At 70.9% G+C, this 21,382-nt stretch carries 19 protein-coding genes and 3 pseudogenes; 12 read left to right on the top strand and 10 right to left on the bottom strand.

Going from position 1 to position 21,382, the window contains the following annotated elements:
* The first annotated feature begins 296 nt into the window (after window positions 1-296).
* Entirely contained in the window at window positions 297-1,601 is a 1,305-nt protein-coding gene (locus OG430_RS27060; RefSeq protein ID WP_327355196.1) for a PP2C family protein-serine/threonine phosphatase, read from the top strand.
* A gap of 115 nt (window positions 1,602-1,716) precedes the next feature.
* Here OG430_RS27060 and OG430_RS27055 read toward each other — a convergent pair whose 3' ends face one another.
* The 4 genes from OG430_RS27055 to OG430_RS27040 form a co-directional block, all read right to left on the bottom strand.
* The gene (locus OG430_RS27055) at window positions 1,717-2,061 is read right to left on the bottom strand and encodes a DUF2516 family protein (protein WP_327359234.1); all 345 of its coding nucleotides are present in this window, start codon (window positions 2,059-2,061) and stop codon (window positions 1,717-1,719) included.
* 124 nt (window positions 2,062-2,185) lie between these two features.
* Window positions 2,186-2,776: a hypothetical protein gene (locus OG430_RS27050; RefSeq protein WP_327355195.1), complete on the bottom strand. Its 591-nt coding sequence runs from the start codon at window positions 2,774-2,776 to the stop codon at window positions 2,186-2,188.
* A 28-nt stretch (window positions 2,777-2,804) separates the two neighbouring features.
* Window positions 2,805-3,254, bottom strand: coding sequence for a helix-turn-helix domain-containing protein (locus OG430_RS27045; protein WP_327355194.1), 450 nt, complete (start codon window positions 3,252-3,254; stop codon window positions 2,805-2,807).
* A gap of 101 nt (window positions 3,255-3,355) precedes the next feature.
* Entirely contained in the window at window positions 3,356-4,441 is a 1,086-nt protein-coding gene (locus OG430_RS27040; protein ID WP_327355193.1) for an NAD(P)/FAD-dependent oxidoreductase, read from the bottom strand.
* A 183-nt stretch (window positions 4,442-4,624) separates the two neighbouring features.
* On the opposite strand from OG430_RS27040, the pseudogene OG430_RS49510 reads away from it, so the two are divergent.
* Window positions 4,625-4,741, top strand: a pseudogene (locus OG430_RS49510) (helix-turn-helix domain-containing protein); the annotation flags it as partial.
* 157 nt (window positions 4,742-4,898) lie between these two features.
* Window positions 4,899-5,411: pseudogene (locus tag OG430_RS27030) on the top strand (MFS transporter); the annotation flags it as partial.
* 54 nt (window positions 5,412-5,465) lie between these two features.
* On the opposite strand, the gene OG430_RS27025 reads toward OG430_RS27030, so the two are convergent.
* Together OG430_RS27025 and OG430_RS27020 are read right to left on the bottom strand one after the other, a co-directional pair.
* A complete protein-coding gene (locus tag OG430_RS27025; protein ID WP_327359233.1) occupies window positions 5,466-6,389 on the bottom strand; it encodes an RNA polymerase sigma-70 factor in 924 nt (307 codons plus the stop codon).
* 106 nt (window positions 6,390-6,495) lie between these two features.
* Window positions 6,496-7,386, bottom strand: a complete 891-nt coding sequence (locus tag OG430_RS27020; protein WP_327355192.1) for a sigma-70 family RNA polymerase sigma factor — start codon at window positions 7,384-7,386, stop codon at window positions 6,496-6,498.
* 79 nt (window positions 7,387-7,465) lie between these two features.
* Here OG430_RS27020 and OG430_RS27015 point away from each other — a divergent pair, with 79 nt between their 5' ends.
* The gene (locus OG430_RS27015; protein ID WP_327355191.1) at window positions 7,466-8,239 is read left to right on the top strand and encodes an SDR family oxidoreductase; all 774 of its coding nucleotides are present in this window, start codon (window positions 7,466-7,468) and stop codon (window positions 8,237-8,239) included.
* A gap of 85 nt (window positions 8,240-8,324) precedes the next feature.
* On the opposite strand, the gene OG430_RS27010 is transcribed toward OG430_RS27015, so the two are convergent.
* Together OG430_RS27010 and OG430_RS27005 are read right to left on the bottom strand one after the other, a co-directional pair.
* On the bottom strand, window positions 8,325-10,622 hold the full coding sequence (locus tag OG430_RS27010; RefSeq protein WP_327355190.1) for an ABC transporter permease: 2,298 nt from the start codon (window positions 10,620-10,622) through the stop codon (window positions 8,325-8,327).
* Window positions 10,619-11,350 (bottom strand): ABC transporter ATP-binding protein, encoded by a 732-nt coding sequence (locus OG430_RS27005; RefSeq protein ID WP_327355189.1) that lies wholly within the window; start codon window positions 11,348-11,350, stop codon window positions 10,619-10,621. Before OG430_RS27005 ends, OG430_RS27010 begins: the two co-directional genes overlap by 4 nt.
* A gap of 164 nt (window positions 11,351-11,514) precedes the next feature.
* On the opposite strand from OG430_RS27005, the gene OG430_RS27000 reads away from it, so the two are divergent.
* The 3 genes from OG430_RS27000 (at window position 11,515) to OG430_RS26990 (ending at window position 14,022) form a co-directional block, all read left to right on the top strand.
* Window positions 11,515-12,396 (top strand): sensor histidine kinase, encoded by an 882-nt coding sequence (locus tag OG430_RS27000; protein ID WP_327355188.1) that lies wholly within the window; start codon window positions 11,515-11,517, stop codon window positions 12,394-12,396.
* Between the two features lie 103 nt (window positions 12,397-12,499).
* Window positions 12,500-13,186, top strand: coding sequence for a response regulator transcription factor (locus OG430_RS26995; RefSeq protein ID WP_327355187.1), 687 nt, complete (start codon window positions 12,500-12,502; stop codon window positions 13,184-13,186).
* 227 nt (window positions 13,187-13,413) lie between these two features.
* Window positions 13,414-14,022, top strand: a complete 609-nt coding sequence (locus tag OG430_RS26990) for a hypothetical protein (protein ID WP_327355186.1) — start codon at window positions 13,414-13,416, stop codon at window positions 14,020-14,022.
* Between the two features lie 91 nt (window positions 14,023-14,113).
* On the opposite strand, the gene OG430_RS26985 is transcribed toward OG430_RS26990, so the two are convergent.
* Window positions 14,114-16,174, bottom strand: a complete 2,061-nt coding sequence (locus OG430_RS26985; RefSeq protein WP_327355185.1) for a HelD family protein — start codon at window positions 16,172-16,174, stop codon at window positions 14,114-14,116.
* 57 nt (window positions 16,175-16,231) lie between these two features.
* On the opposite strand from OG430_RS26985, the gene OG430_RS26980 reads away from it, so the two are divergent.
* The 3 genes and pseudogenes from OG430_RS26980 to OG430_RS26970 form a co-directional block, all read left to right on the top strand.
* Entirely contained in the window at window positions 16,232-16,897 is a 666-nt protein-coding gene (locus tag OG430_RS26980; RefSeq protein WP_442816559.1) for a TetR family transcriptional regulator, read from the top strand.
* Between the two features lie 74 nt (window positions 16,898-16,971).
* Window positions 16,972-17,943, top strand: coding sequence for a zinc-binding dehydrogenase (locus OG430_RS26975; protein ID WP_327355183.1), 972 nt, complete (start codon window positions 16,972-16,974; stop codon window positions 17,941-17,943).
* Window positions 17,944-18,152: 209 nt separating this feature from the next.
* Window positions 18,153-18,638, top strand: a pseudogene (locus OG430_RS26970) (GNAT family N-acetyltransferase); the annotation flags it as partial.
* Between the two features lie 49 nt (window positions 18,639-18,687).
* On the opposite strand, the gene OG430_RS26965 reads toward OG430_RS26970, so the two are convergent.
* Entirely contained in the window at window positions 18,688-19,443 is a 756-nt protein-coding gene (locus OG430_RS26965; RefSeq protein ID WP_327355181.1) for a TetR/AcrR family transcriptional regulator, read from the bottom strand.
* A gap of 150 nt (window positions 19,444-19,593) precedes the next feature.
* Here OG430_RS26965 and OG430_RS26960 point away from each other — a divergent pair, with 150 nt between their 5' ends.
* Both OG430_RS26960 and OG430_RS26955 read left to right on the top strand, forming a co-directional pair.
* Window positions 19,594-20,610, top strand: coding sequence for an ATP-binding cassette domain-containing protein (locus tag OG430_RS26960; RefSeq protein WP_327355180.1), 1,017 nt, complete (start codon window positions 19,594-19,596; stop codon window positions 20,608-20,610).
* Window positions 20,603-21,349: an ABC transporter permease gene (locus tag OG430_RS26955; RefSeq protein WP_327355179.1), complete on the top strand. Its 747-nt coding sequence runs from the start codon at window positions 20,603-20,605 to the stop codon at window positions 21,347-21,349. Before OG430_RS26960 ends, OG430_RS26955 begins: the two co-directional genes overlap by 8 nt.
* Window positions 21,350-21,382: the final 33 nt, after the last annotated feature.

Here is a 21,382-nt window from a genome sequence, read left to right as displayed (position 1 = left end):
GGGTGTGCCGGGTCGGACGCCGGAAGATGTGCCAGGTCAGGTGCCGAAAGGTGTGCCAGGTCACGTGACCTGGCACACGCAGGCAACCCGCGCGGCGTGATGTTCGTCATTACTCATGAGGACCCGTGAGGACTTCTCCTGACCAATTGCGGTAGGGGATGCGGCATATGACACCGGCTCTTTGCCGATCGCCATTCCAAACCGGTGTCGGGTACCGCTAAGGTCCCCGTCTGGTGGGGCGACGTTTATCCGAGTCGTTCCGCCGCGCCCTCGGGGGGAGGGAAGGAAACAGGACGATGCCCGTACCCATACCGCGGCAGAGAGCGATCCCGGCCGTGGAGAGTGGTCAGGCTCAGCCGCTGCCAGTACCCACTGCCGTTCCGGACAGCGGTCCCGGCCTCACGCTGCTCGTGATCGAGGACGACCCGGCCCAGGCGCTGAGCGTGCCCGAGCTGCTCGACGCCGCGGGCAAGCCGATCCGCATCCGCACCGCCCGCAACCTCACCGAGGCCGAGCGGCTGCTCACCGACGACGTGCACTGCATCCTGCTGGACCTGGCGCTGCCGGTGTCGGGCAGCGGTTCGTCGTCCACAAACGGTTCCGGTCCGGCCGACCCGGCCGACGCCGCGGAGCTGACCACGCTGAAGCGCGTCCTGCGCCTGGCCCCCAAGCACGCCGTGCTCGCGCTCACCGCGTCCGACGACGCCGAGCGGGGCGGGGAAGCCGTGCGGATCGGCGCCCAGGACTACCTGTTCCGCGAGGAGCTGGACGCCCGGGTGCTTACCCGGGCCATCCGGTACGCGGTCGAGCGCAAGCGCGCGGACATCGCCCAGCGCCGGCTCACCGAGTCCAAGCTGCGCGCCCAGGAGAACGCCCGCCTGGAGCGCGGTCTGCTGCCCACGCCGCTGCTAGACGGGGCCTCGCTGCGGTTCGCAGCGCGCTACCGTCCCGGCCGTTCGCGGGCGCTGCTCGGCGGGGACTTCTACGACGCCGTACGCACCCCCGACGGCACGGTGCACGCCATGATCGGCGACGTATGCGGTCATGGTCCGGACGCGGCGGCCCTCGGGGTCGAACTGCGCATCGCCTGGCGTGCGTTGACCTTCGCGGGGCTCTGCGGGGACGAACTGCTCTCGACTCTCCAGAAGGTGCTTGAGCACGAGCGGCCCGACGACGAGATCTTCGCGACGCTCTGCACGGTCGACATCTCGCCCGACGGGCGGCGCGCGGGGCTGTGTCTGGCGGGGCATCCGTCGCCGCTGATCGCCCGGCAGGGGCGGCTCGCCGAACTGCTCCCGTACGAGAACAGCGGGCCCGCGCTCGGTCTGCTGCCCAAGGCCCGCTGGCCTCGCCAGCAGGTCGAACTGGGCGGCGCCTGGAGCCTGATGCTCTACACCGACGGCCTCATCGAGGGGCGGATCGGGCAGGGCAAGGAGCGGCTCGGGCAGGACGGGATGGTGGAGATGGTGCGGCGGCAGCTCATGGAGGGGCTGCGCGGGGAGGAACTCCTCGAGTCCGCGGTGAGTGAGGTCCGGGCCCTCAACGGGGGCGAGCTCACTGACGATGTGGCCGTCGTGCTGCTGTCCCGGGGTTCGGGCTGATTTTTGCCCCTCCCCGCCCCTTCCCTCAAGGCTGCCGCCGGCTTTTGAAGATTGTCCTCAAACGCCGGACGGGCTGACAAAGTCAGCCCGTCCGGCGTTTGAGGACAATCAGCGATCAGCGGCCGCCGTTGTACGGCCCGTACGGACCGTCGCTGCTGCTCCCGCCACCCCTGCGGCCGCCACCCTTCCCGGAGGCCTGCCGCAGTGCGGGACGTACGTCCACGATGTAGACGATCGATGCGATCAGGCCGATGACCGGCAGGAACGACATGATCGAGAACAGATAGCTGACCACCAGGGCGATGCCCAGGATGATCAGCCAGAACGGCTTCGTCTGCTTGTCCGCGGCGCGGAACGCGTCCTCGCGGTGGATCGCGGCGTCGACCAGGCCGAAGGCGGCGAGACCCATCAGCACGATCTTGATGAGGCCCAGGAATCCCGCGAAGCCCATCATCAGCATGCTGCCCGTAGTCACCATGTAGCTCACCGCCCGTTCGCCTGATCCAGTCGATAACAACGCCCGTCACCGTACCTGCAGAACGGGCCGGGCATCCCCAGGGTGCCCGGCCCGTCCCCTTACGGCCTCACTTGGCGGGCGGAGTGGTCTTCTTCGCCGCGGTCTTGCGGGTCGTGGCCTTCTTCGCCGGGGGCTTCTTCGCGGGCTCGGCCTTGGCCTCGGCGGGCTTCTCCTCGGCGGGCTTCTCCTCCGCCTTGGGCTCCGGGTCCGGCTCGACCGCGACCGCGAGCTCCTCGATCTCCTCGGCCACCTCACCGCGCCAGGTCTTCACGGCCTGCTCGCCGCGCTCGGCGACCTCTTCGTACTTCTCGCGGGCCTTCACGGCGTACTCGGCGGCGACGCCGACGCCGCGCAGCGCCAGGTCCTGGGCCTGCTCGGTGAGCTTCTTCAGGTCGCCGTCCAGGGCGCCGAACACCTCGTTCACCTTGGCCTGCAGGGTCTCCCCCGCCTCCTTGGCGCGCGCGGTGGCCTTGTCCTGGACTTCCTTCGGGTCGGTGTTGCGCAGGTCCTCGATCTTGGCGGGGGCCTCGGCCTGGATCTTCTCGATCAGGGCCGGGACCTTCTGCGCCTGCTGGGCGACGATGTCGACCGTGCCGGCGGCGAAGTAGAGGGGGGTCGGGTCGCTGAGGGTCTTGCGGATGTCGTCCTTGATGGCCATGGCTGTGGTCCTCCGAGGGCTGTGAGGGTCAGGTTCGCGGGTCGGCATCACTGCCGTCGGCCGTGCGGGGGCCGTCTTCAGCGGTGTCCTTGTCCGTAGCTGCCGCGTCGTCTGTGACTGTCGCGTCGCCACCGAATCCGTTCTCCTTGCGGAAGGACTCGTAGATCTGGAGCAGCACCTGCTTCTGCTTCTCGTCGATGGTCGGGTCGGCGAGGATCGCGGCACGCGTCTCCACCTCGTCCCGGTCCCGCTCGTCGAGGATCCCGGCCTGGACGTACAGCGTCTCGGCGGAGATCCGCAGGGCCTTGGCGACCTGCTGCAGCACCTCGGCGCTGGGCTTGCGCAGGCCGCGCTCGATCTGGCTCAGATACGGATTGGACACGCCGGCGGCGTCGGCGAGCTGCCGCAGGGAGAGCTGGGCGTTGCGCCGCTGCTCCCGCAGGTACTCACCGAGGTTGCCGACGTTGAGTGATGCCATGCCTCGATGGTGCAGCATCGGCGCTAACTATTGCAAGCAAATGCTTGCAATAGTGCTCCACGGCACACGAGGGCGTACGGCACCCAATGGCACTTGGCCCCTCACGGATGGAATCGCTCCGGACGGAAGTCCGCAAGCAGCTCATCTCGCTTCCCGCTGAGGATCTCCGAAGCAAGCAGCCGGCCGATCACCGGCCCGAGCGTGATGCCACTGTGGGAAACAGCCTCGTAGTAGCCCGGCACAGACGGCACCGCTCCCACCGAGGGGTATCCGTCGGCCGGGATGGGCCGGTCGACCACCCGTGTCTGTGTGATCCGAGAGGTGCCGAGCTCAGGGACGACGTGCCGAGCCAGCCCGTGGAGCAACTGTGCGAGTTCCGTTGGATCTTCGCCGGTATCGATGAGTGCGTCGATCTCGCGGCTGTGGAGGACCACCGAGGCATCTCCGTCAGGACGGATCTCGATGTGAGGCGCGTGCATGGCCCGATGAACCGGGACCTGAGCACAGTCGATCCGGGTGACGACGCCGGGTTCCCGGCGCATGGGCAAGTGTCGTGCAACTAGCTCGGCGACGTGTGCGGCACCGGGGCCCGCTGCGTTCACGACGACGTCGACGTCGAGTCGGCTCCCATCGGACAGTGCAACTGTCCTGATGCTCCCGTCGGCACCGGTGCCGATGTCACAGACCGTGGTGCCGGACCGGAGCTCGGCGCCGGATGCGACGGCCTGACCGACCAGGCGGCCGACGAGATGACGTCCGTGCACCCAGGCTTCGTCGGGGTAAAACACGACCGGGACCTCACCGGGCACCGTGAGCGCAGGTTCGAGGCGGCGGCGCACCTCGGCCCCTGTGTACACCTCGGCCCGGTAGTCCCAGCTCGCCAGCAGGTCGGCCGTCTCCAGGAGCTTCGCTTCCGCTGTTGGATCGTCTGCCCAACGCAGATGGCCGCTGGGATTCCACCATGAGTCCGGCCCGATGGTCCTGGCGAGCTCACGGTGGGCCGCCATGCCTGCGACGTTCAGGTCGAAGTAGGACTTGCGCGCGGTCTTGTTGCTGGCATTGGCCCAGGAGAACGACCAGTTGGTGACGCCCTCGCCCGGCCGGCCTGCGTCGATGAAGACCACCTCGGCGCCGTACCGGGTGAGGTTCCAGCCCACGCAGGCTCCGAGGATGCCTCCTCCGATCACAGCAACACGTTCAGGCTGCTTTGCGGACCCGATCCTCACGAACACCGCCTTCCCAGATCACGGGCGAACTCCCGTTCCCAGCATGCAAGACCACGTTGCAGCCCACTAGTCGCGGAACGTCACAGATCACCGGTTCTGGCACAGCTTCTGGCACAGCTTCTGACTGCCATCGGCAGGTTGCGCGTGCTCGCCCACCCGTTGCGCTTGAACGTGCTGGCCCTGCTGCGTCAGCGTGGTCCGTCCACGGCGACTCGGATCGCCGATGAGCTCGGGATCAACCCTGGTTCGGCGAGCTACCACCTGCGTCGTCTCGCGGCAGGCGGGCTCATCGTGGAAGTGCCGGACCGCGGCACGGGACGCGAACGATGGTGGAAGTCCGCGCACCGCCAATCGATCCACGACCCGGCCACCGAGCCCACGGAACAACGCGAAGCCGGACGCGCCTACGCGCATGCCGTCGGGCATGGGGTGGATCGCGAGCGCGTTCAGCGTCGGAGCCGCGGCCTCCGCGCTGCTGCTCACGGTGTGGGCTCGCATCCCACGCGCCGGGCTGGCGATGTCCGGCGCGTTGTTCATCACGGCCGTGGGAGCGGTCGCCTTGGGGCACGCGCGATCCCTGCCCTTCGCCGTCGCGTTCGGCGCGTTGATCGGGCTGACCAACGGGATCACCGCGACGGTGACCGGTGCCCTGATCCAGACGGAGACCGACCCCCGGTATCTGGGCCGGGTCACCTCGGTGACGACTCTGTGTGCACTGGGCCTCGCCCCGGTTCTCTTCCCCCTCGTCGGCGTCACGGTGGCCGTATGGGGCGCCGCCATGTTCTTCACCGTGTGCGGTGGAATCAGCTTGCTCGCCGCGGTGTTCGGCGTCTCTGTCGCAGTGTTGCGTCGAGCCGAGCTCCAAGAGCCCCAGGAGGCCCTTCAGGTAAGCGCCACCCAGTCACGCCCCGAGGACGATCTCCGAAGTTGACGACAACTTGCCCGCCAATGCCCACCAGGTCGAACCGTGGGCCCATGGCAGCGCTCAGCCCTCGGACTCACGCACCCGCTGCGCCTCCCGGCTGAGCGCCCACGCGTCCGCCACCGGGCCCATGTGCCCGAGCTTGTCGGGGTTGATCACCGAGCGGATCTGCTGGATCCGGCCGTCGAGCACGTCGAGCACCAGGGCGTTGAGGACCTTGCCGTCCCGCGTGCGGAGGACCGCGCCGGGCTGGCCGTTGACCTCCTGCGGCTCCAGCTCCACGCCGATCCGGAACAGCGAGGGAACCGTGAGGGCGAGCATCTGGGCCACCCGCTCCTCGCCGAAGATGTCCTTGCCCCACTGCGGCGCCTTGCCGCCGCCGTCACCGGCCATCTGCACGTCGGCGGCGAGCAGTTCGCGCAGACCCGCCACGTCGCCCGCCCGCAGCGCCTCGAAGAAGCGCCCCGCCAGCTCGTCCCGCTCCTTGCGGTCCGCCTCGAACCGGGGGCGCCCCGCGTCCATGTGGCGCCGTGCCCGCACCGCGAGCTGACGGCAGGCCGCCTCCGACCTGCCGACCGCCGAGGCGACCTCGGGGAAGCCGAACCCGAACACCTCACGCAGCACGAAGACCGCCCGCTCCAGCGGGCTGAGCCGTTCGAGCAGCAGCAGGGCCGCCATCGACACCGAGTCGGCCAACTCCGCGGAACGCGCCGGGTCTTCATAGGGGTCGCTGAGCAGCGGCTCGGGCAGCCACTGCCCCACGTACTGCTCGCGGCGGACGCGGGCCGAGCGCAGTACGTCGATCGAGATGCGGGTCACCACGGCGGAGAGGAAGGACTTGGCCGAGGTGGGCCGGGTCGAGGTCGCCTCGTAGCGCAGCCAGGTGTCCTGGACGGCGTCCTCCGCCTCGCTCACGCTGCTCAGGATCCGGTACGCGATCGAGAACAGCAGCGGTCGCAGCTCCTCGAACTCCTCGGCCCGGGTCATACCGTCGCCGCCTGCTCCGCCAGTGCTCACTTCGGCCCCCTCGGCCTCGACTTCACTCTCTTCCCACCCGAGACGAGACAGCCTCGCCCCCTGTGACACGCGAGCGTCAAGCCGTCTCCGCGACCCCGATCTGGACCCCGCCCAGCGCCTCCCGCTCCGCCACGACGTCGATCTTCGCGATGAGCCCGTCCTCGCCCACCGTGAAGGCGAGCACGAGCCGCAGCCGCCCCTGCGGTGCCATCGCGAGGCCCACCGCGCCGTCGAGCAGTGCGAGCCCCGTGAACCGGGCCCGCCCGGTCGCCGCCATCGCGCCCCGCGCCACCGTCTCCGCCCCGCCGACCAGGATGGGCTCGGCGCTGGGCACGACCATCCGGTCGGCGTGCAGCACCACATCGGGGTGCAGCAGCGCGACCAGCGCCTCGAAGTCGCCGCCCCGGGTGGCCGCGAGGAAGGCCTCGACGACCTTGTGCTGCCGGGCCAGATCGGGCGCCGGCACGGGAGTTCCGCCCTTGACCCGCCGCCGGGCCCGGCTGGCGAGCTGGCGGACCGCGGCCGGGGTGCGCTCCAGCATCGGCCCGATCTCGTCGAAGGGCACCTGGAACATGTCGTGCAGCACGAAGGCGAGCCGCTCCGGCGGGGCCAGCGTGTCCAGGACCACCAGCATGGCCACGCCCACCGAGTCGGCGAGCAGCGCCTCCTCCTCCGGGTCCACCGCCTCGCCCGCGCCACCGGCCGGGTCGGGAACGTACGACTCCAGCGGATCCTCACGGCGGCTGTCCCGCGAGCGCAGCATGTTCAGGCAGAGCCGGGTGACGACCGTGGTGAGCCAGGCGGCGAGATTCTCGACCTCCGCGACATCGCTGCGATTGAGGCGTATCCAGGCCTCCTGCACCGCGTCGTCGGCCTCACTGAGCGAGCCCAGCATGCGGTAGGCGACCGCGCGCAGCCGGGGGCGCTCCTCCTCGAACCGGGTGATCAGCGATGGATTCTCGTTCATCTGTCACATTCCTCGAACGCGGCGGGTCGTACCAGTGAAGGCAGGCAAGAGCAGACGACGAGAACCTACTGGAGCGGTCATGACGACAACCATCCTGGTCACCGGCGGCACCGGCACCCTCGGCGGCCATGTGCTGCCGCTGCTCACCGAGGCGGGCTGCCGGGTGCGGGTGCTGAGCCGCAACCCCCGGGAGAACAAGAGCGGTATCGAGTACGTCGCTTGCGATCTGCTCGCCGACGACGGTGGTCCGGATCTCGACGCGGCGCTGGACGGCATCGAGGTCGTCCTGCATCTCGCGGGCGGCCCCAAGGGCGACGACGTCGCGACGCGCAACCTGATCGCGGCCGCCCAACGAGCCGGGACTGTACGCCACTTGGTCTACATCTCGGTGATCGGCGCGGACACCGTCCCGCTGGGCTACTTCAAGGCCAAGTTCGACGCGGAGCGGGCGATCGTCGACTCGGGCATCCCGTGCACCGTCCTGCGGGCCGCGCAGTTCCACGACCTGGCCCTCAAGACGGTCCGGGCGATGGCCAAGCTGCCGGTGGTGCCCGCCCCGGGCGGCCTGCGCTGGCAGCCGGTCGACTCGCGCGAAGTGGCCGCCAGGCTGGTCGAGTTGACGCTCGGCGCGCCCGCCGGGCGGGTGCCCGATCTGGCAGGCCCCGACGTGTACGCCCTGGGCGACCTGGCCCGCGGCTACCTCGGCGCGCGCGGCAAGCGACGCCCCCTGCTGCCGGTCCGGATGCCCGGGAAGGTGGGCAAGGCCTACCGGAGCGGGGTCAACCTGACCCTGGAGGGGGCCACGGTCGGGACGCGGACGTGGGAGGACTTCCTGGCCGAGCGCGTTGCGTGACGTACGGGTGGGCGAGCCCCCGCGATCACCGAGGCTCGCCCACATATCCGTACGCCCTACGCGCTTGTCCGTACGTCCTACGCGCCTACTCGTTGTGCAGCACCTTCGCGATCGTCAGCCGGGCCGCCGACCGGGCGGGAATCAGCGCCCCGAGCACCGCGAGCGCGACCCCCGCCAGTGCCATGGCCACGAGCTGCGGGGCGTGCCAGACGTCCATCAGGCCCTCCGGCAGGGTGAGTTCGGCCGCGTCGATCATCGCGGGCAGCACCAGGTGGTACGCCCCCATCCCGAGCGGGATCCCGATCAGGCCGCCGACCAGGCCGAGCGCCGCCATCGAGGTCACCACCATCGACGTGACCTGGCGCGGGGTCATCCCGATCGACTTGAGCATGCCGAGGTCGCGGCGCCGGTCCCGGGTGTTGAGGACGACGGTGTTGAAGACGCCGAGGGCCGCCACGATCGCGAGCAGCAGAGTGAGGACCGAGATCATGCCGATGATGCCGGTGGTCACACCGTTCGTCGTGGGCATGGGATCGGGCAGCAGGCCGGGGTCGGCCTTCTTGACCGCCGTGTCGTACGCGGCGACGTCGGCGCCGGGGGCGAGCCCCACCTCATAGTGCGTGGCGCGCTGGTTCGGCGCGAGGGCGGCCAGGTCGGCCCAATCGGCTTGCAGGGCATAGGAGTTGCCGCTCACGTTGAGGCCGACGAGGGTCAGGCTCCGCTGCTTGCCGTTCAGCGTGAAGCTGACCCGGTCGCCGAGTTCCAGGTCGTGCTTGGCCAGGAACTGCGAGCCGACGACGGCCTCTCCGGGGCCGCGCAGCCAGCGCCCCTTCACCACCCGGGCCGCGGGGCTGCGCTGGTCCCCGCGGTAGAACTCGCCGAAGGAGCGCTCCGCGTATCCGGCGATCTTCAGCGGCACCCGCGCCGAGGGGGACACCCGCTCGGCGCCCGGCAGCGAGAGCAGCAGCTTCTCCACCTCGCTGTCGGTGTGCTTGGGGGCCCGCTCACCGTTGTCGGGCTGGCCGACACCGATCGTGGTGTCGACCCGGCCGGCCTTCAAGGTGGTCTCCCCGAAGTCGGCCAAGGTGCTGGAGAGCCCGGTCGCGAGGGTCACCGTGGTCACCCCGAGCAGGACCGCCGACAGGGTCAGCCCGCTGCGTCCGGGCCGGGCGAACGGCCAGCCGAGGCCGAGGCTCACCGAGCGCGGCAGCCGGGTCCCGGCCAGCCAGCGCTGAACGCGCCGGCCACGCCCGGCAGTTGGCGCGCTGCCCGCGCTGATGGCCCGCGCCGCGGAGAGGTGGTGGGCGCGCAGGGCCGGGGCGAGGGCGGCGAGGGCGACCACTGCGGGCATGCCGGCGAGCGTGACGACGTACACCCAGGAGCTCATGCCGACGTCCAGGCCCTCGGCCTGTATGCCGTTGAACGCGCCGTCCAGGAGCGGCTCTGCGGCGAGGCCGCCGAGGAAGGTGCCGAGGATGCCCCCGACGGCCGCCGGGGTCAGGACCATCACGAGGTAGACGGCGGCGACCTGGTTCGGCGTGAAGCCGAGCGCCTTGAGGACGCCGATGTGCCGGAAGCCCGAGACGACCGCGCCGCTCACCACGTTGGCGACGATGAGGACCGCCACGATCAGGCCGAGAATGCCGAAGCCCATCAGGAAGGGCACGTACGCCGAGGCGATCCAGCCGACGTCCTTCTTCACCGCCAGATACGTCTGTGAAGCCGCCAGGGACTTCGCGGGGAGCTCGGCCGTCGCGGCCTTGAGGGACGCTTCGAGCTGCCCGGCTGTCGCGGATCGGTCGAAACGGTAAAGGAGTTGGGTCGCGTTCGGGTGCAGCGCCTCGATCTGGCCGGGCACCACCCAGGCCTCGCCGGACCGGCTCACGCTGGAGGCGACGCCGACGACCTTGAGCTTCAGGCCGCCGTCGAAGGTGAGGGTCTGCCCCACCACGTCCTGGAAGCCGTAGCCGAAGACGATCTCGCCGGGCCGCTCGGCCCAGCGGCCGTGGGACAGGCTCACCCGGTCGACCTCGCCCCCGGGATCGGCCCGCCCGACGACCACGACCGGACCGGACGGGTGCCCCCGCTCCTCCGGCACTTCGAGCACGGCCTGCTTGAAGGGCCCGGCGACGGCCGCGACTCCCGGCCGCTCGGCCGTCCCCCGCAGCTCGTCCTGCGACACCTTGTCCGGGTCGAAGGAGGCCACCACATGGGCGCCTTGCTGCCGGTCGAAGGCCCGGTCGAAGGGGGCCGAAGCCGCCTCTAGGAGGCCGAGCGCGACCACGATGACGACGGACGAGGCGAAGACCACCAGCCCGATCACGAAGGTCTGCAGCCGGCGCCGCCGCACGGCCGCGCGGGCGGCCCGCCACACCGCGCTCATGCCTGCACCCCCGCGGCGTCCAGGGTGCGCTCGTCGGCGATCCGGCCGTCGGCCATGCGGATCACCCGGCTCGCACACCGGGTGGCGAGCCGCTCGTCGTGCGTGACGAGGAGCAGCGTCTGGCCTATCTGGTTGAGGTCGAGCAGCAGGTCCATCACCTGCTCCCCGGAGCGGCTGTCCAGGGCGCCGGTCGGCTCGTCGGCGAGCAGCAGTGCCGGGCGGTTCATCAACGCCCGTGCCGCGGCGACCCGTTGGCGCTCACCGCCGCTGAGCACGGCCGGGTAGGCGTGGCGGCGGTCGGCGATGCCGAGCTCGTCGAAGAGTTCCAGGGCGCGGCGGCGGGCCTGGCGGGCGGGGGTGCCGGTGAGCTGGGCGGCGAGGGCGACGTTGTCCAGGGCGGTCAGGTCGTCGATGAGGTTGAAGAACTGGAAGATCATGCCGATGCGGTGGCGCCGGAAGAGCGCGAGGCCCTTCTCGCCCAGCTTCCCCAAGTCCTCGCCGTGCACGAGGATCTTGCCGGAGGTCGGCCGGTCCAGGCCCGCGACCATGTTCAGCATGGTCGACTTGCCGCAGCCGGAGGGGCCCATCACGGCGACTGCCTCGCCGGCCCGGATCTCCAGGGACATGCCGTCGAGGGCCGCGGCCTCCCCGTACTCCTTGCGGACGTTCTCCAGGCGCACGACCGCCTGCTCGGCGCCGCCGTCTTCACTGGTCATCGACTTGGTCATGGCAGGAAGGTATGCGGCGCCACAAGGACCGGGCATCGGCCCGTCGATGCAATGTCGACGGCGGGTCATCCTGGAGATGTACGTGGCTGATGTACGCGGCTGATGTACGCGGCTGATGTACGCGGCTGATGTACCCGACTGTTGTACGTGCAAAGCTGGGGCCCGTGGGGGATTCAGGAACGACATTGCTGGTGGGAGCGCTCGCGGTGGCCTGCGCGGCCGCGGGCCTGCTCGTGCTGGCACTGGTACGGGCCCGGCGGGAGCACCGGCGGGCACTGGGTGAGCGGGGCTGGCTCCTGGAGCGGGAGCGGGAGAGCGCGGCCCAGGTGGCGGTGGACGCCGAACGCGCCCGCATCGCCCGCGAGTTGCACGACATCGTGAGCCACAACGTGAGCCTCATGGTGGTCCAGGCGAGCGCGGCCCGCGAGGTCATGACGGTGCTGCCGGACGAGGCTGCGGCGGCGCTGCGGGCGGTGGAGGGGGCGGGGCGGGACGCCATGACGGAACTGCGGACGATCCTCGGCCTGCTGGCACCATCGCAGAGCGGGGACGACGGGGCGTACGAGAGCGTGGCCTCCCAACCGGGCCTTGCAGCCGCCCAGTTGGAACCGGATCCCGACTCCCCCGACCTGGCCCCACAGCCCACCCTCACCCGCCTCAGCGCCCTGGTGGACCGCATCGCCTTCGCGGGGCTGCCCGTGGAGGTCCGCATCAGCGGGGAGCCGCGTCCGCTCCCGGCGGGCGTCGATGTGACGGCGTACCGGATCATCCAGGAAGCGCTGGTCAACGCCCTCAAGCACGGTGAGGCCGACCAGGCCGAGGTGACCGTGCGCTATGCGCCGCACTCGCTCCGGGTGGAGGTCCTCAACTCCGGCCCGAGCGTGCTGACCGGCGGCTCCCCCGGCCGCCCTGCCGGCGACGGCGCCGGACGCGGGCTGCTCGGGCTGCGGGAGCGGGTCTCGGTGTACGGGGGCGAACTGGACGCCCGGCGCCGGCTGGGCGGGGGCTTCCGGGTCCGGGCCCGGATTCCGTTGGACGGGCAATGAATCTCCGCTGGACGGCAATGGATCTCCGCACCCAAGCCCACCTCCCACCAGCACCCTCCCCCAAAGCCCACCACTCACCCGCACCCTCCCCCAAAGGCCACCGATGACAGCCCCGACCCCGCCAACGCCCCGCGTACTCATAGCCGACGACCAGGCCCTGGTCCGCACCGGCTTCCGCCTGATCCTCACCATGCGCGGCATAGACGTCGTGGGCGAGGCAGCCGACGGCCTCGAGGCGATCCAGGCCGCCCAGGACCTGAAGCCCGACGTCGTCCTCATGGACATCCGCATGCCCCACATGGACGGCCTGGAGGCGGCCCGCCAGATCCTCGCCAGGCACCCTGACTGCCGCATCCTGATGCTGACCACTTTCGACCTCGACCAGTACGTGTACGCCGCCCTGAAACTGGGCGCGAGCGGCTTCCTGCTCAAGGACGTCACGCCCGAACACCTCGCGGCCGCCGTCCACCTGGTCAACACCGGCGACGCCCTGCTCGCCCCCACCATCACCCGCCGCCTCGTCGAGCGCTTCGCCGAAGAGGCCGCCACCGCGCGGCCCGCCGCCCCGCACCGCGACCTGGCCGCGCTCACTCCCCGCGAGCGGGAGGTCCTCGCCCTGATGGGCCGGGGCCTCTCCAACGCCGAACTGGCCGGGAACCTGACCCTCAGCGAGGCCACCGTGAAGACCCACGTAGCCCGCATCTTCGCCAAACTGGGCCTGCGCGACCGCGCCCAGGCGGTGGTCCTCGCATACGAAACGGGCCTGGTGACGCCCGGCGAGGCGGACTAGCGCAACGGACCGGCACAGCGGACCGGCACAGCGGACCGGCACAGCGGTCTGGCGCAACGGTCTGGCGCAACGGACCGGAAGGCCGCCCGCGACCTTTCCGCGCGCTGTATGAGTGGTCGCCGTTACAAACCCGGCGGAGTGCCGTGATGCCCGGCTCGTACGTTTCCTTACGTAGCCCAGAACCAGCCCCGACCGACCGGGGCACTGGCCGAAAAGGAACACCTGCCATGCGTCTGCCCCGCACCCCCCGCGCCCTCGCCGTCGCCGTGATCGCCGGCACCGTCGTGCTCGCCCCCGCGAGCGCCGCGTTCGCCAACAGCCCGGTGACCCCGGCCAAGGCCGAGACCACGGCCGACGCCTCGGCCCAGGCCAAGACCAAGGCCAAGTACTACATCCACCTCTCCGGCGGCGACACCGTGGCCCTCGACCCGTCGGGCCTCACCGCCGAGATCGGCGCCAACTCCCCGGTGGGCCGGCTCTCCGTGACCCGCCCCGGCCCGGTCAAGAGCGGCTACTCGGGCTGGACGTACCGCCTGTTCGTCCCGGCGAGCAAGCCCGACCTGAACCCGCCGCACGTGGTGGCGACGTACCAGGGCAAGCTCATGCAGAAGATCTACTTCACGCCCGACGGCAAGAAGCCGGTGCCGGTGGCCCCCATGAACGCCATGACCCCGACGGGCGCCGTCAAGGCGGGCGCGGAGTCCCTGCCGGTCGAGGGCCGGAGCAATACCGGTGCCCGGAACAGTGACGCGATTCTGCTCGCCTCGGGCGGGGGTGCGGCGGTGGCCGCGGGCCTGGGCTTCGGCGCGATGCGTCGCCGGCAGGAGAACAACTGAGGCTGAACCCACTTACGACACGGGGCTCCGCCCAGGACCCCGCTCCTCAATCGCCGGAGGGGCTGGATTTGGCGGCAATCCAGAGGGCCGGTCAGAACGGCAATTGCCTGCTGTACACCACATCCAGCCGCGAAACCGCCCTGGTCAACGCCACATACAGCCGCTCCAACCCCCGCTGCTCCGCCTCCACCACCGCCGCCGGCTCGACCACCACCACATGGTCGTACTCGAGCCCCTTGGCCATGGAGGCCGGCAGCACCGTCACCCGCGCACCGAGCTCATCGGGCCCCGCCGTCTCCATCCCCGCCCCGGCCAGCGCCGACCGCAGCCGCGCCACGGCCGAGTCCGCGGCGATGACCCCGATCGAGCCCTCCCGCCCCAGCGCATCCCGCACCGCATCGACCGTGGCGGCCACCGCTTCGGGCACCTCGCGCACCCGCAACTCGCCGTCCTTGCGCAGGGATCGCGCGGGCGGTACGTCGACGTCGATCACCCCGAGCAGCCGATTGGCCAGCCCGACCACGGCCGCGGGCACCCGGAACCCGGTGGTGAGCGGGGCGAGCACCGCCTCCGGCTTTCCCAAGTGCCGCAGCAGAGAAGGCCAGTCGCGCGCAGCCCACGGCGTGGTCCCCTGCGCCAGATCGCCGAGGACGGTCAGCGAGCCGAAGGCCGCGCGCCGCGCGATGGCCCGCGCCTCCATGGGTGAGAGGTCCTGGGCCTCGTCGATCACGATGTGCCCATAACCCTCCGGGTGCTCGATGAGGCCGGCGATCTCGTCGAGCAGCACCAGGTCCGCCGCCGACCACTTGGCCGACTTCCACGACCGGGGCGGCTTGGCCCACAGGAGCGCCTTCTGCTCCTCGCAGTCGAGGATCCCGTCGGCCGCGGTCGCCAACGCCTCGTGACCGGTGAGGAGTTCGGCGAGCACTTCCTCGGGGGTCGCCTTGGGCCAGACCGCGTCGACGAAGGCGGACACCGGCCGGGCCCGGCCGATCTTCTGCAGCCAGGTGTTGTTGACCGGCCACGCCCGCCGTTCGGCCTGCTCCTGGATCAGCCGTACCGCCCTCGTCCGTACGCGCTCGCGTCCGATCGCGTACGGCGGCGCCTCGGCCCGCACGTCCTCGACGATCTGCTCCAGCGTCCCGAGCCCGATCCGCCAGCGGTACGAACCGTCCGGCACCGCAAGCGAATCCACGGGCGCCGCCACTCGCGCGTACAGCGCCCGACGCAGCACCTCGGCCATGCGCGCGTCGTGCTTCACGGCCGCGGCCCGCTCCTCGTCGCTCCCCCGCACCGGCTGCCGGGCGATCTCGTCGAGCACGGTGGACTGCCGTACGCCGGTCTCACCGAGGGCCGGGAGCACCTCCGAGATGTAGGAGAGGAAGGTGCGGTTGGGGCCGAGGATGAGGAGTCCGGAGCGCTGGATGCGCTGCGGGTGCGTATAGAGGAGGTACGCGGCCCGGTGCAGGCCGACGGCGGTCTTGCCGGTGCCCGGGGCGCCCTGGACGCAGACGGAGGTGCCGAGTCCGGCGCGTACGAGGTCGTCCTGCTCGGGCTGGATGGTCGCGGCGATGTCCCGCATCGGACCGACGCGCGGGCGCTCGATCTCACCGGCGAGGATCGCACTGGGCCCCGCCGACTCGCCCTCCACGCCCGGGTGTTCGCCCGTCACTATCAGGTGTTCGTCCTCCATCCCGGTCAGGTCGCCCGAGTCGCCGAGGCTGCCGGGCGCCCATCCGAAACGGCGGCGCACCGCCACGCCCTGCGGGTCGCGGGCGCCCGCTTGGTAGAAGGCGCGGGACACGGGCGCGCGCCAGTCGACCACCAGGGGTGGGGCGGCGGGGTGTTCGGTGATGCGCAGACGGCCGATGTGGTAGCTCTGCGCGCGATGGTCCCCGGCCGTCGCGGGGTCGTCCGCGAAGTCGAGGCGGCCGAAGAAGAGCGGCCCCTCGGGGAGTTCGCGCATGGCTTTGGCATGGCTGCGGAAGCGGTATCCGAGCACCTCCGCGTCGGCGCCGGACGCCGAGACGTCCTCACCGACCACGACCTGCTCGACCGCACCCTCGACCATCGCGGTCAGGGCGGTGCGGCAGGCGTCGTGGAAGGTCCGTTCCTGGCTGAGTGCACGGTCGAGCGAGTCGAGTGAGTCCATGCCGAAGAGAATAACGTAACCGAGTAACATTTGTAACCCGTATTCATCTGCCGTACGATGCGGTGCATGGCAGCAGCAGGGGCAGGGGCAGGGATGGAAGCAGGGACAGCGGCGATGGGCCTGCGCGAGCGCAAGAAGCAGCGGATGTACGCCGAGCTCAGCGAGACGGCCATCGCGCTCTTCCTGGAGAAGGGCTTCGACAAGGTCTCGGTGGCCGAGATCGCGGCGGCGGCCGAGATCTCCAAGCCGACCCTGTTCCGGTACTTCCCGGCCAAGGAGGACCTGGTCCTGCACCGCTTCCAGGACCACGAGGACGAGGCGAGCCGCATCGTGGCCGCACACCCACAGGGCAAGGCGGCCCTGGACGCGCTGCGGGACCACTTCCTCGCCGGACTCGCACAGCGCGACCCCGTGACCGGGCTCAACGACCACCCGGGAGTGCTCGCCTTCATGCGGCTCCTGTACGGGACACCGTCCCTGGTGGCCCGGATGCACACGTACCAGACCCGCTCGGAGGCGGCCCTCGCCGAGGCGCTCGGCGGTGGGATCGGGGCGCTGCTCGCGGCCGGCCAGATCGTGGCGGTGCAGCGCACGCTCGCGCTGGAGAACTGGCGCCGGGTCGCGGCGGGCGAGAGCGCGGACGCGGCGTACGAGGACGCGGTGACGGCGGCGGAGCTGGGCTTCGGTCAGTTGCGGAACGGGCTTGACCTCAACCTAAGTTGAGGTCACAGACTCCTCCCATACCGACCGACGTACTCACGTACGGACTTACGGATTTACGGCGAGGAGTGAGCGACATGCGCGTGGCACAGGTGACCAAGTTCGGTGGCCCCGAGGTGATCGAGACCATTGAGGCACCCGACCCGGTGGCGGGCCCCGGCGAGGTCGTGATCGATGTGGCGTACGTCGACACCATCTTCGTGGAGACGCAGATCAGGTCCGGCTGGGGCCAGGAGTACTTCCCGGTCGAGCCTCCGTACGTGCCGGGTAACGGCGTTGCGGGGACGGTCCGCGAGGTCGGCGAGGGCGTCGACGAGGCCTGGATCGGGCGCTGCGTCGTCTCTTCGTCCGGCTTCACCGGGGGTTCCGCCGAGCGGGTCGCGCGGGCCGTGGACACCCTGACCCCGGTGCCCGCAGGCCTGGAACTGCGGGATGCGGCCGCCCTGATGACCGATGCCGTCACCGCTCTCGGCCTGCTCGACGTGACCGGCGTCGAGCCGGGCGAGAAGGTGCTGCTCCTGGGCGCCTCGGGCGGCATGGGCACCCTCCTCGTCCAGCTGCTGCACGCCCGCGGGGCCGAGGTCGTGGCCGTGGCCCGCGGGGAGCACAAGCTGGCGCTGGTACGGGAGTTGGGGGCGGACCACGCCATCGACGCGACGTACGAGGACTGGCCCGAGCAGGCCCGCAAGGCGCTCGGCGGGGGCGGCGCGGACGTCGTGCTCGACGGCGTGGGCGGCCGACTCGGCACCGCCGCCTTCCCGTTGGCCGCCGACGGCGGGCGCTTCTCCGCGCACGGCGCCCCGACCGGCGGCTTCGCACCGCTCGACCAGGCCGAGGCGGAGCGTCGCGGCATCACCCTGCTCGGCATCGGCAACCTGCAGTTCGACCCGGAGGACCAGCGGCACCTGCGGGTCAGGGCCTACGCACAGGCGGCCGAGGGACGGCTGCGGCCCATCATCGGCGAGGCCTTCCCGCTGGACCGTACGGCCGACGCGCACACGGCGATCGAGGCTCGGACGCTGCTCGGGAAGGTGCTGCTCGCAGTGTGAGGGCGGGGCGCACTCACCGGCGCACAACCGGCGTACTCGGACACGCGCAACGGGCGCAGTCACACACGTACGGCCAGCAGAGGGCGCAGTCACACACGTACGGCCGGCAGAGCATTCAGAACCGGAAAGCGGGTTCTGAATTCCGGACAGTGGAATCCGGAGGCCTGACAGCGAGTAGTCCAACCCCGGACAATGAGGGGGTGGACTACTTGCGCGGCATAACCGTGACGCTCCGGCCCGCCACCGTGGACGACCTGCCCGCCTTCCGGGCCGCGCTCGACACCGAGGAGGTCGCCCGCTGGTGGCACTGGCCCGATCCGGCGGGCGATCTCGCCGACCCGGAGCAGCATCAGCTCGCCATCACCGTCAAGGGCGAGACGGTCGGCATGATCCAGTGGGACGAGGAGACGGACCCGGACTTCCGGCACGCCTCGATCGACGTCTTCGTCCACCCGGACCAGCACCGCCTCGGCTACGGCACGGACGCCATCGTGACCCTGGCCCGCTGGCTGACCGACGTCCGCGGCCATCACCGCCTCACCATCGACCCGGCGGCGGAGAACGAGCCGGCGATCGCCTGCTACCGGCGGCTCGGCTTCCACCCGGTGGGGGTGCTGCGGCAGCAGTGGTTCGACCACCGGCGGGGCGTGTGGGCCGACGGGCTGCTGCTCGACCTGCTCAAGGGCGAGCTCAGCGGCGAGCTCACGGGCAGGCTCAGCAACGCCACGCTCAACGACGCCACGCTCAACGACGGGAGTTGACCAGGACCTCGATCCCGTCGAGGAGGCGGTCGAGCCCGAAGTCGAACTCGGCGTCCGGCTCGTCCGCGTGCTGCAGCACGCCGGATGCGAGGACCCGGGTGATCGCCGGGAAACCCTCCGGATCGGTGAGCGCGGCCAGCGTCCGCGCATAGCCGCCCATCATCTGGTCCGGCGTCGCGCCGCTCTCGGTGAGTGCCGCGTCGATGTCGGACATGATCGTGGCCTCGTTGCGTACGAAGCCGCCGACCAGCATGAGCAGCCCGAGCTTCTCGCCCTCCTCCAGCCCGGTGCCGGCGAGGGCGGACAGGCCGCCCTCCATCCAGGCGAGCTGCCTGGGCGAGGCGGGCGGCCCGGAGACCGGGATGCGCAGGACCCACAGATTGCGGTGGAAGATCGCGCGCTGGCTGCGGGCCCAGTGCGCGAGCAGGTCGCGCCAGCCGGTGACATCGCCCGGCGGGGCGGGCGGCTCCGGCGTCACCGCCTCCAGCATGAGGATGTACAGCTCGTCCTTGGCCCCGACGTACCGGTAGAGCGACATCGTCGAGACGCCCAGCTCCTTGGCGACCCGCCCCATGGACACGGCGGCCAGCCCCTCGCTCGCCGCGAGGGCGACCGCCGCATCCACGATGCGCTCCAGGCTGAGCCCCGGCTTGGGCCCCTTGGAAGGACGTTCCCGCAGGCCCCAGGCCATTTCCAGACTCGGTGACAGCCCCGTGCCGTCACTGCCTTCCCGGCCCATACGCCGCCTCCCTCGCGCCTGATCACCGCCGTCTACCGCCGTCTACCGGCGTCTACCGGCGTCTACGGCCATCGGCTTGACGCACATCCTAGTTCTGCGTAACCCTTACACAGTAATGCGTAAGGGTTACGCAATAGAGAGGTGGGCGTGATGGAAGACGAGACGGAAGGTGTGCCGGGCGGCGCGACGGAAGGCGTGCGCACCCCCGCCATCCGGGCAACGGACCTGCGCAAGAGCTACGGCGAGGTCGAGGTCCTGCGCGGCCTCGACCTCACCGTGCCGAGCGGCAGCGTCTACGCCCTGCTCGGCCAGAACGGCTCCGGCAAGACCACGACCGTCCGCATCCTGGCCACCCTGACCACGCCGGACTCGGGCACCGCGACGGTCGCCGGGCACGACATCGGGGCGGACACCACAGAAGTCCGGCGCGCGATCAGCCTCACCGGCCAGTTCGCGGCGGTGGACGAGATGCAGACCGGCGCCGAGAACCTGCGGATGATGGCCCGCCTGACCCGGCTGCCCCGCGCGGCCGCCCGCACCCGGGCCGCCGAACTCCTGGAGCGCTTCGACCTGACCGAGGCGGGCGACCGCCGGGTGAAGACGTACTCGGGAGGCATGCGCCGCCGCCTCGACCTCGCCGCCTCCCTGGTCGGCGAACCCGAGGTGATCTTCCTGGACGAGCCGACGACGGGCCTCGACCCGCGCAGCCGGCAGGAGCTGTGGCGGGTGGTGCGCGAGCTGTCGACGCAAGGCACGACGGTGTTCCTGACCACGCAATACCTGGAGGAGGCCGACCAGTTGGCCGACCGCATCGCCGTGCTGCACGGCGGGACGCTGGTCGCCGAGGGCACCTCGGACGAGCTGAAGCGACGGGTCGCGGGCCACCGCCTCGACGTGGTCCTCGCGGACACGGCGAGCTATCAGCGCCTCGCACCCAAGGCGACGCACCGCGAACCCGACACCCGCACGCTCGGCTTCCCCACGGACGGCGACGCTCGCGAAGTCCGCTCCCTCCTCGACGAGTTGGACCCTTCCCGAACCACCATCGAGCGCTTCTCCCTCCACACCGCAACGCTCGACGACGTATTCCTGGCGCTCACACCCCCTGGCACTTCCACCGGCCCTTCCACCGGCCCTTCCACCGGCAAGGAGCTGACCCATGTCTGACGCCGCCCTGGTCATGACCGGCCGCTCGCTGCGCATCAGCCGCCGCAACATCGACGCGCTGATCACCGCGCTGGCGCTCCCGGTAATGCTGCTGCTGATCTTCGTCTACTTCTTCGGCGGCGCCATCAACACCGGTACTCAGTACGTCACTTACGTCGTCCCCGGCGTGCTGCTGCTCTGCGCCGGCTTCGGTTCGGCGAACACCGCCCAGGCCGTCGTCGAGGACCTCAAGAGCGGCATCATCGACCGCTTCCGCTCCCTGGACATCGGCGGCGCCGCGATCCTCACCGGCCATGTGCTGGCGTCCGCCGCCCGCAACATGGTCGCCACCGCCCTGGTCTTCGCCCTCGCCTTCGCGATCGGCTTCCGCCCCTCGGCGTCCTTCGGCGCCTGGTGCGCCGCCATCGGAGTGCTGCTCGCCTTCATCCTGGCCCTGTCCTGGCTCTCGGCAGCGGTGGGCCTGCTCGCCAAGTCCCCGGAGGCGGCAGGCGGCTTCACCTTCTTCGTCAGCTTCCTGCCCTACCCGAGCAGCGCCTTCGTACCGACCGAGTCGATGCCGGGCTGGCTGCGGGGCTTCGCCGACCACCAGCCGGTGACCAAGGTGATCGAGTCCCTGCGGGGGCTGCTGCTCGGGCAGCCGGTCGGTTCGACGCCCTGGGCGGCGCTGGCCTGGTGTGCGGGGATCCTGGCGGTTTCGGTGGGGGTTTCGGGGGTGCTGTTTCGGCGGCGTACGGGGTGAGGGGTTACGTCCGCTTGACGATGTGCGTCGGGT

The organism is Streptomyces sp. NBC_01304 (genome assembly GCF_035975855.1).
Taxonomy (GTDB): domain Bacteria; phylum Actinomycetota; class Actinomycetes; order Streptomycetales; family Streptomycetaceae; genus Streptomyces.
This window is presented reverse-complemented; position numbering and strand designations above follow the sequence as displayed.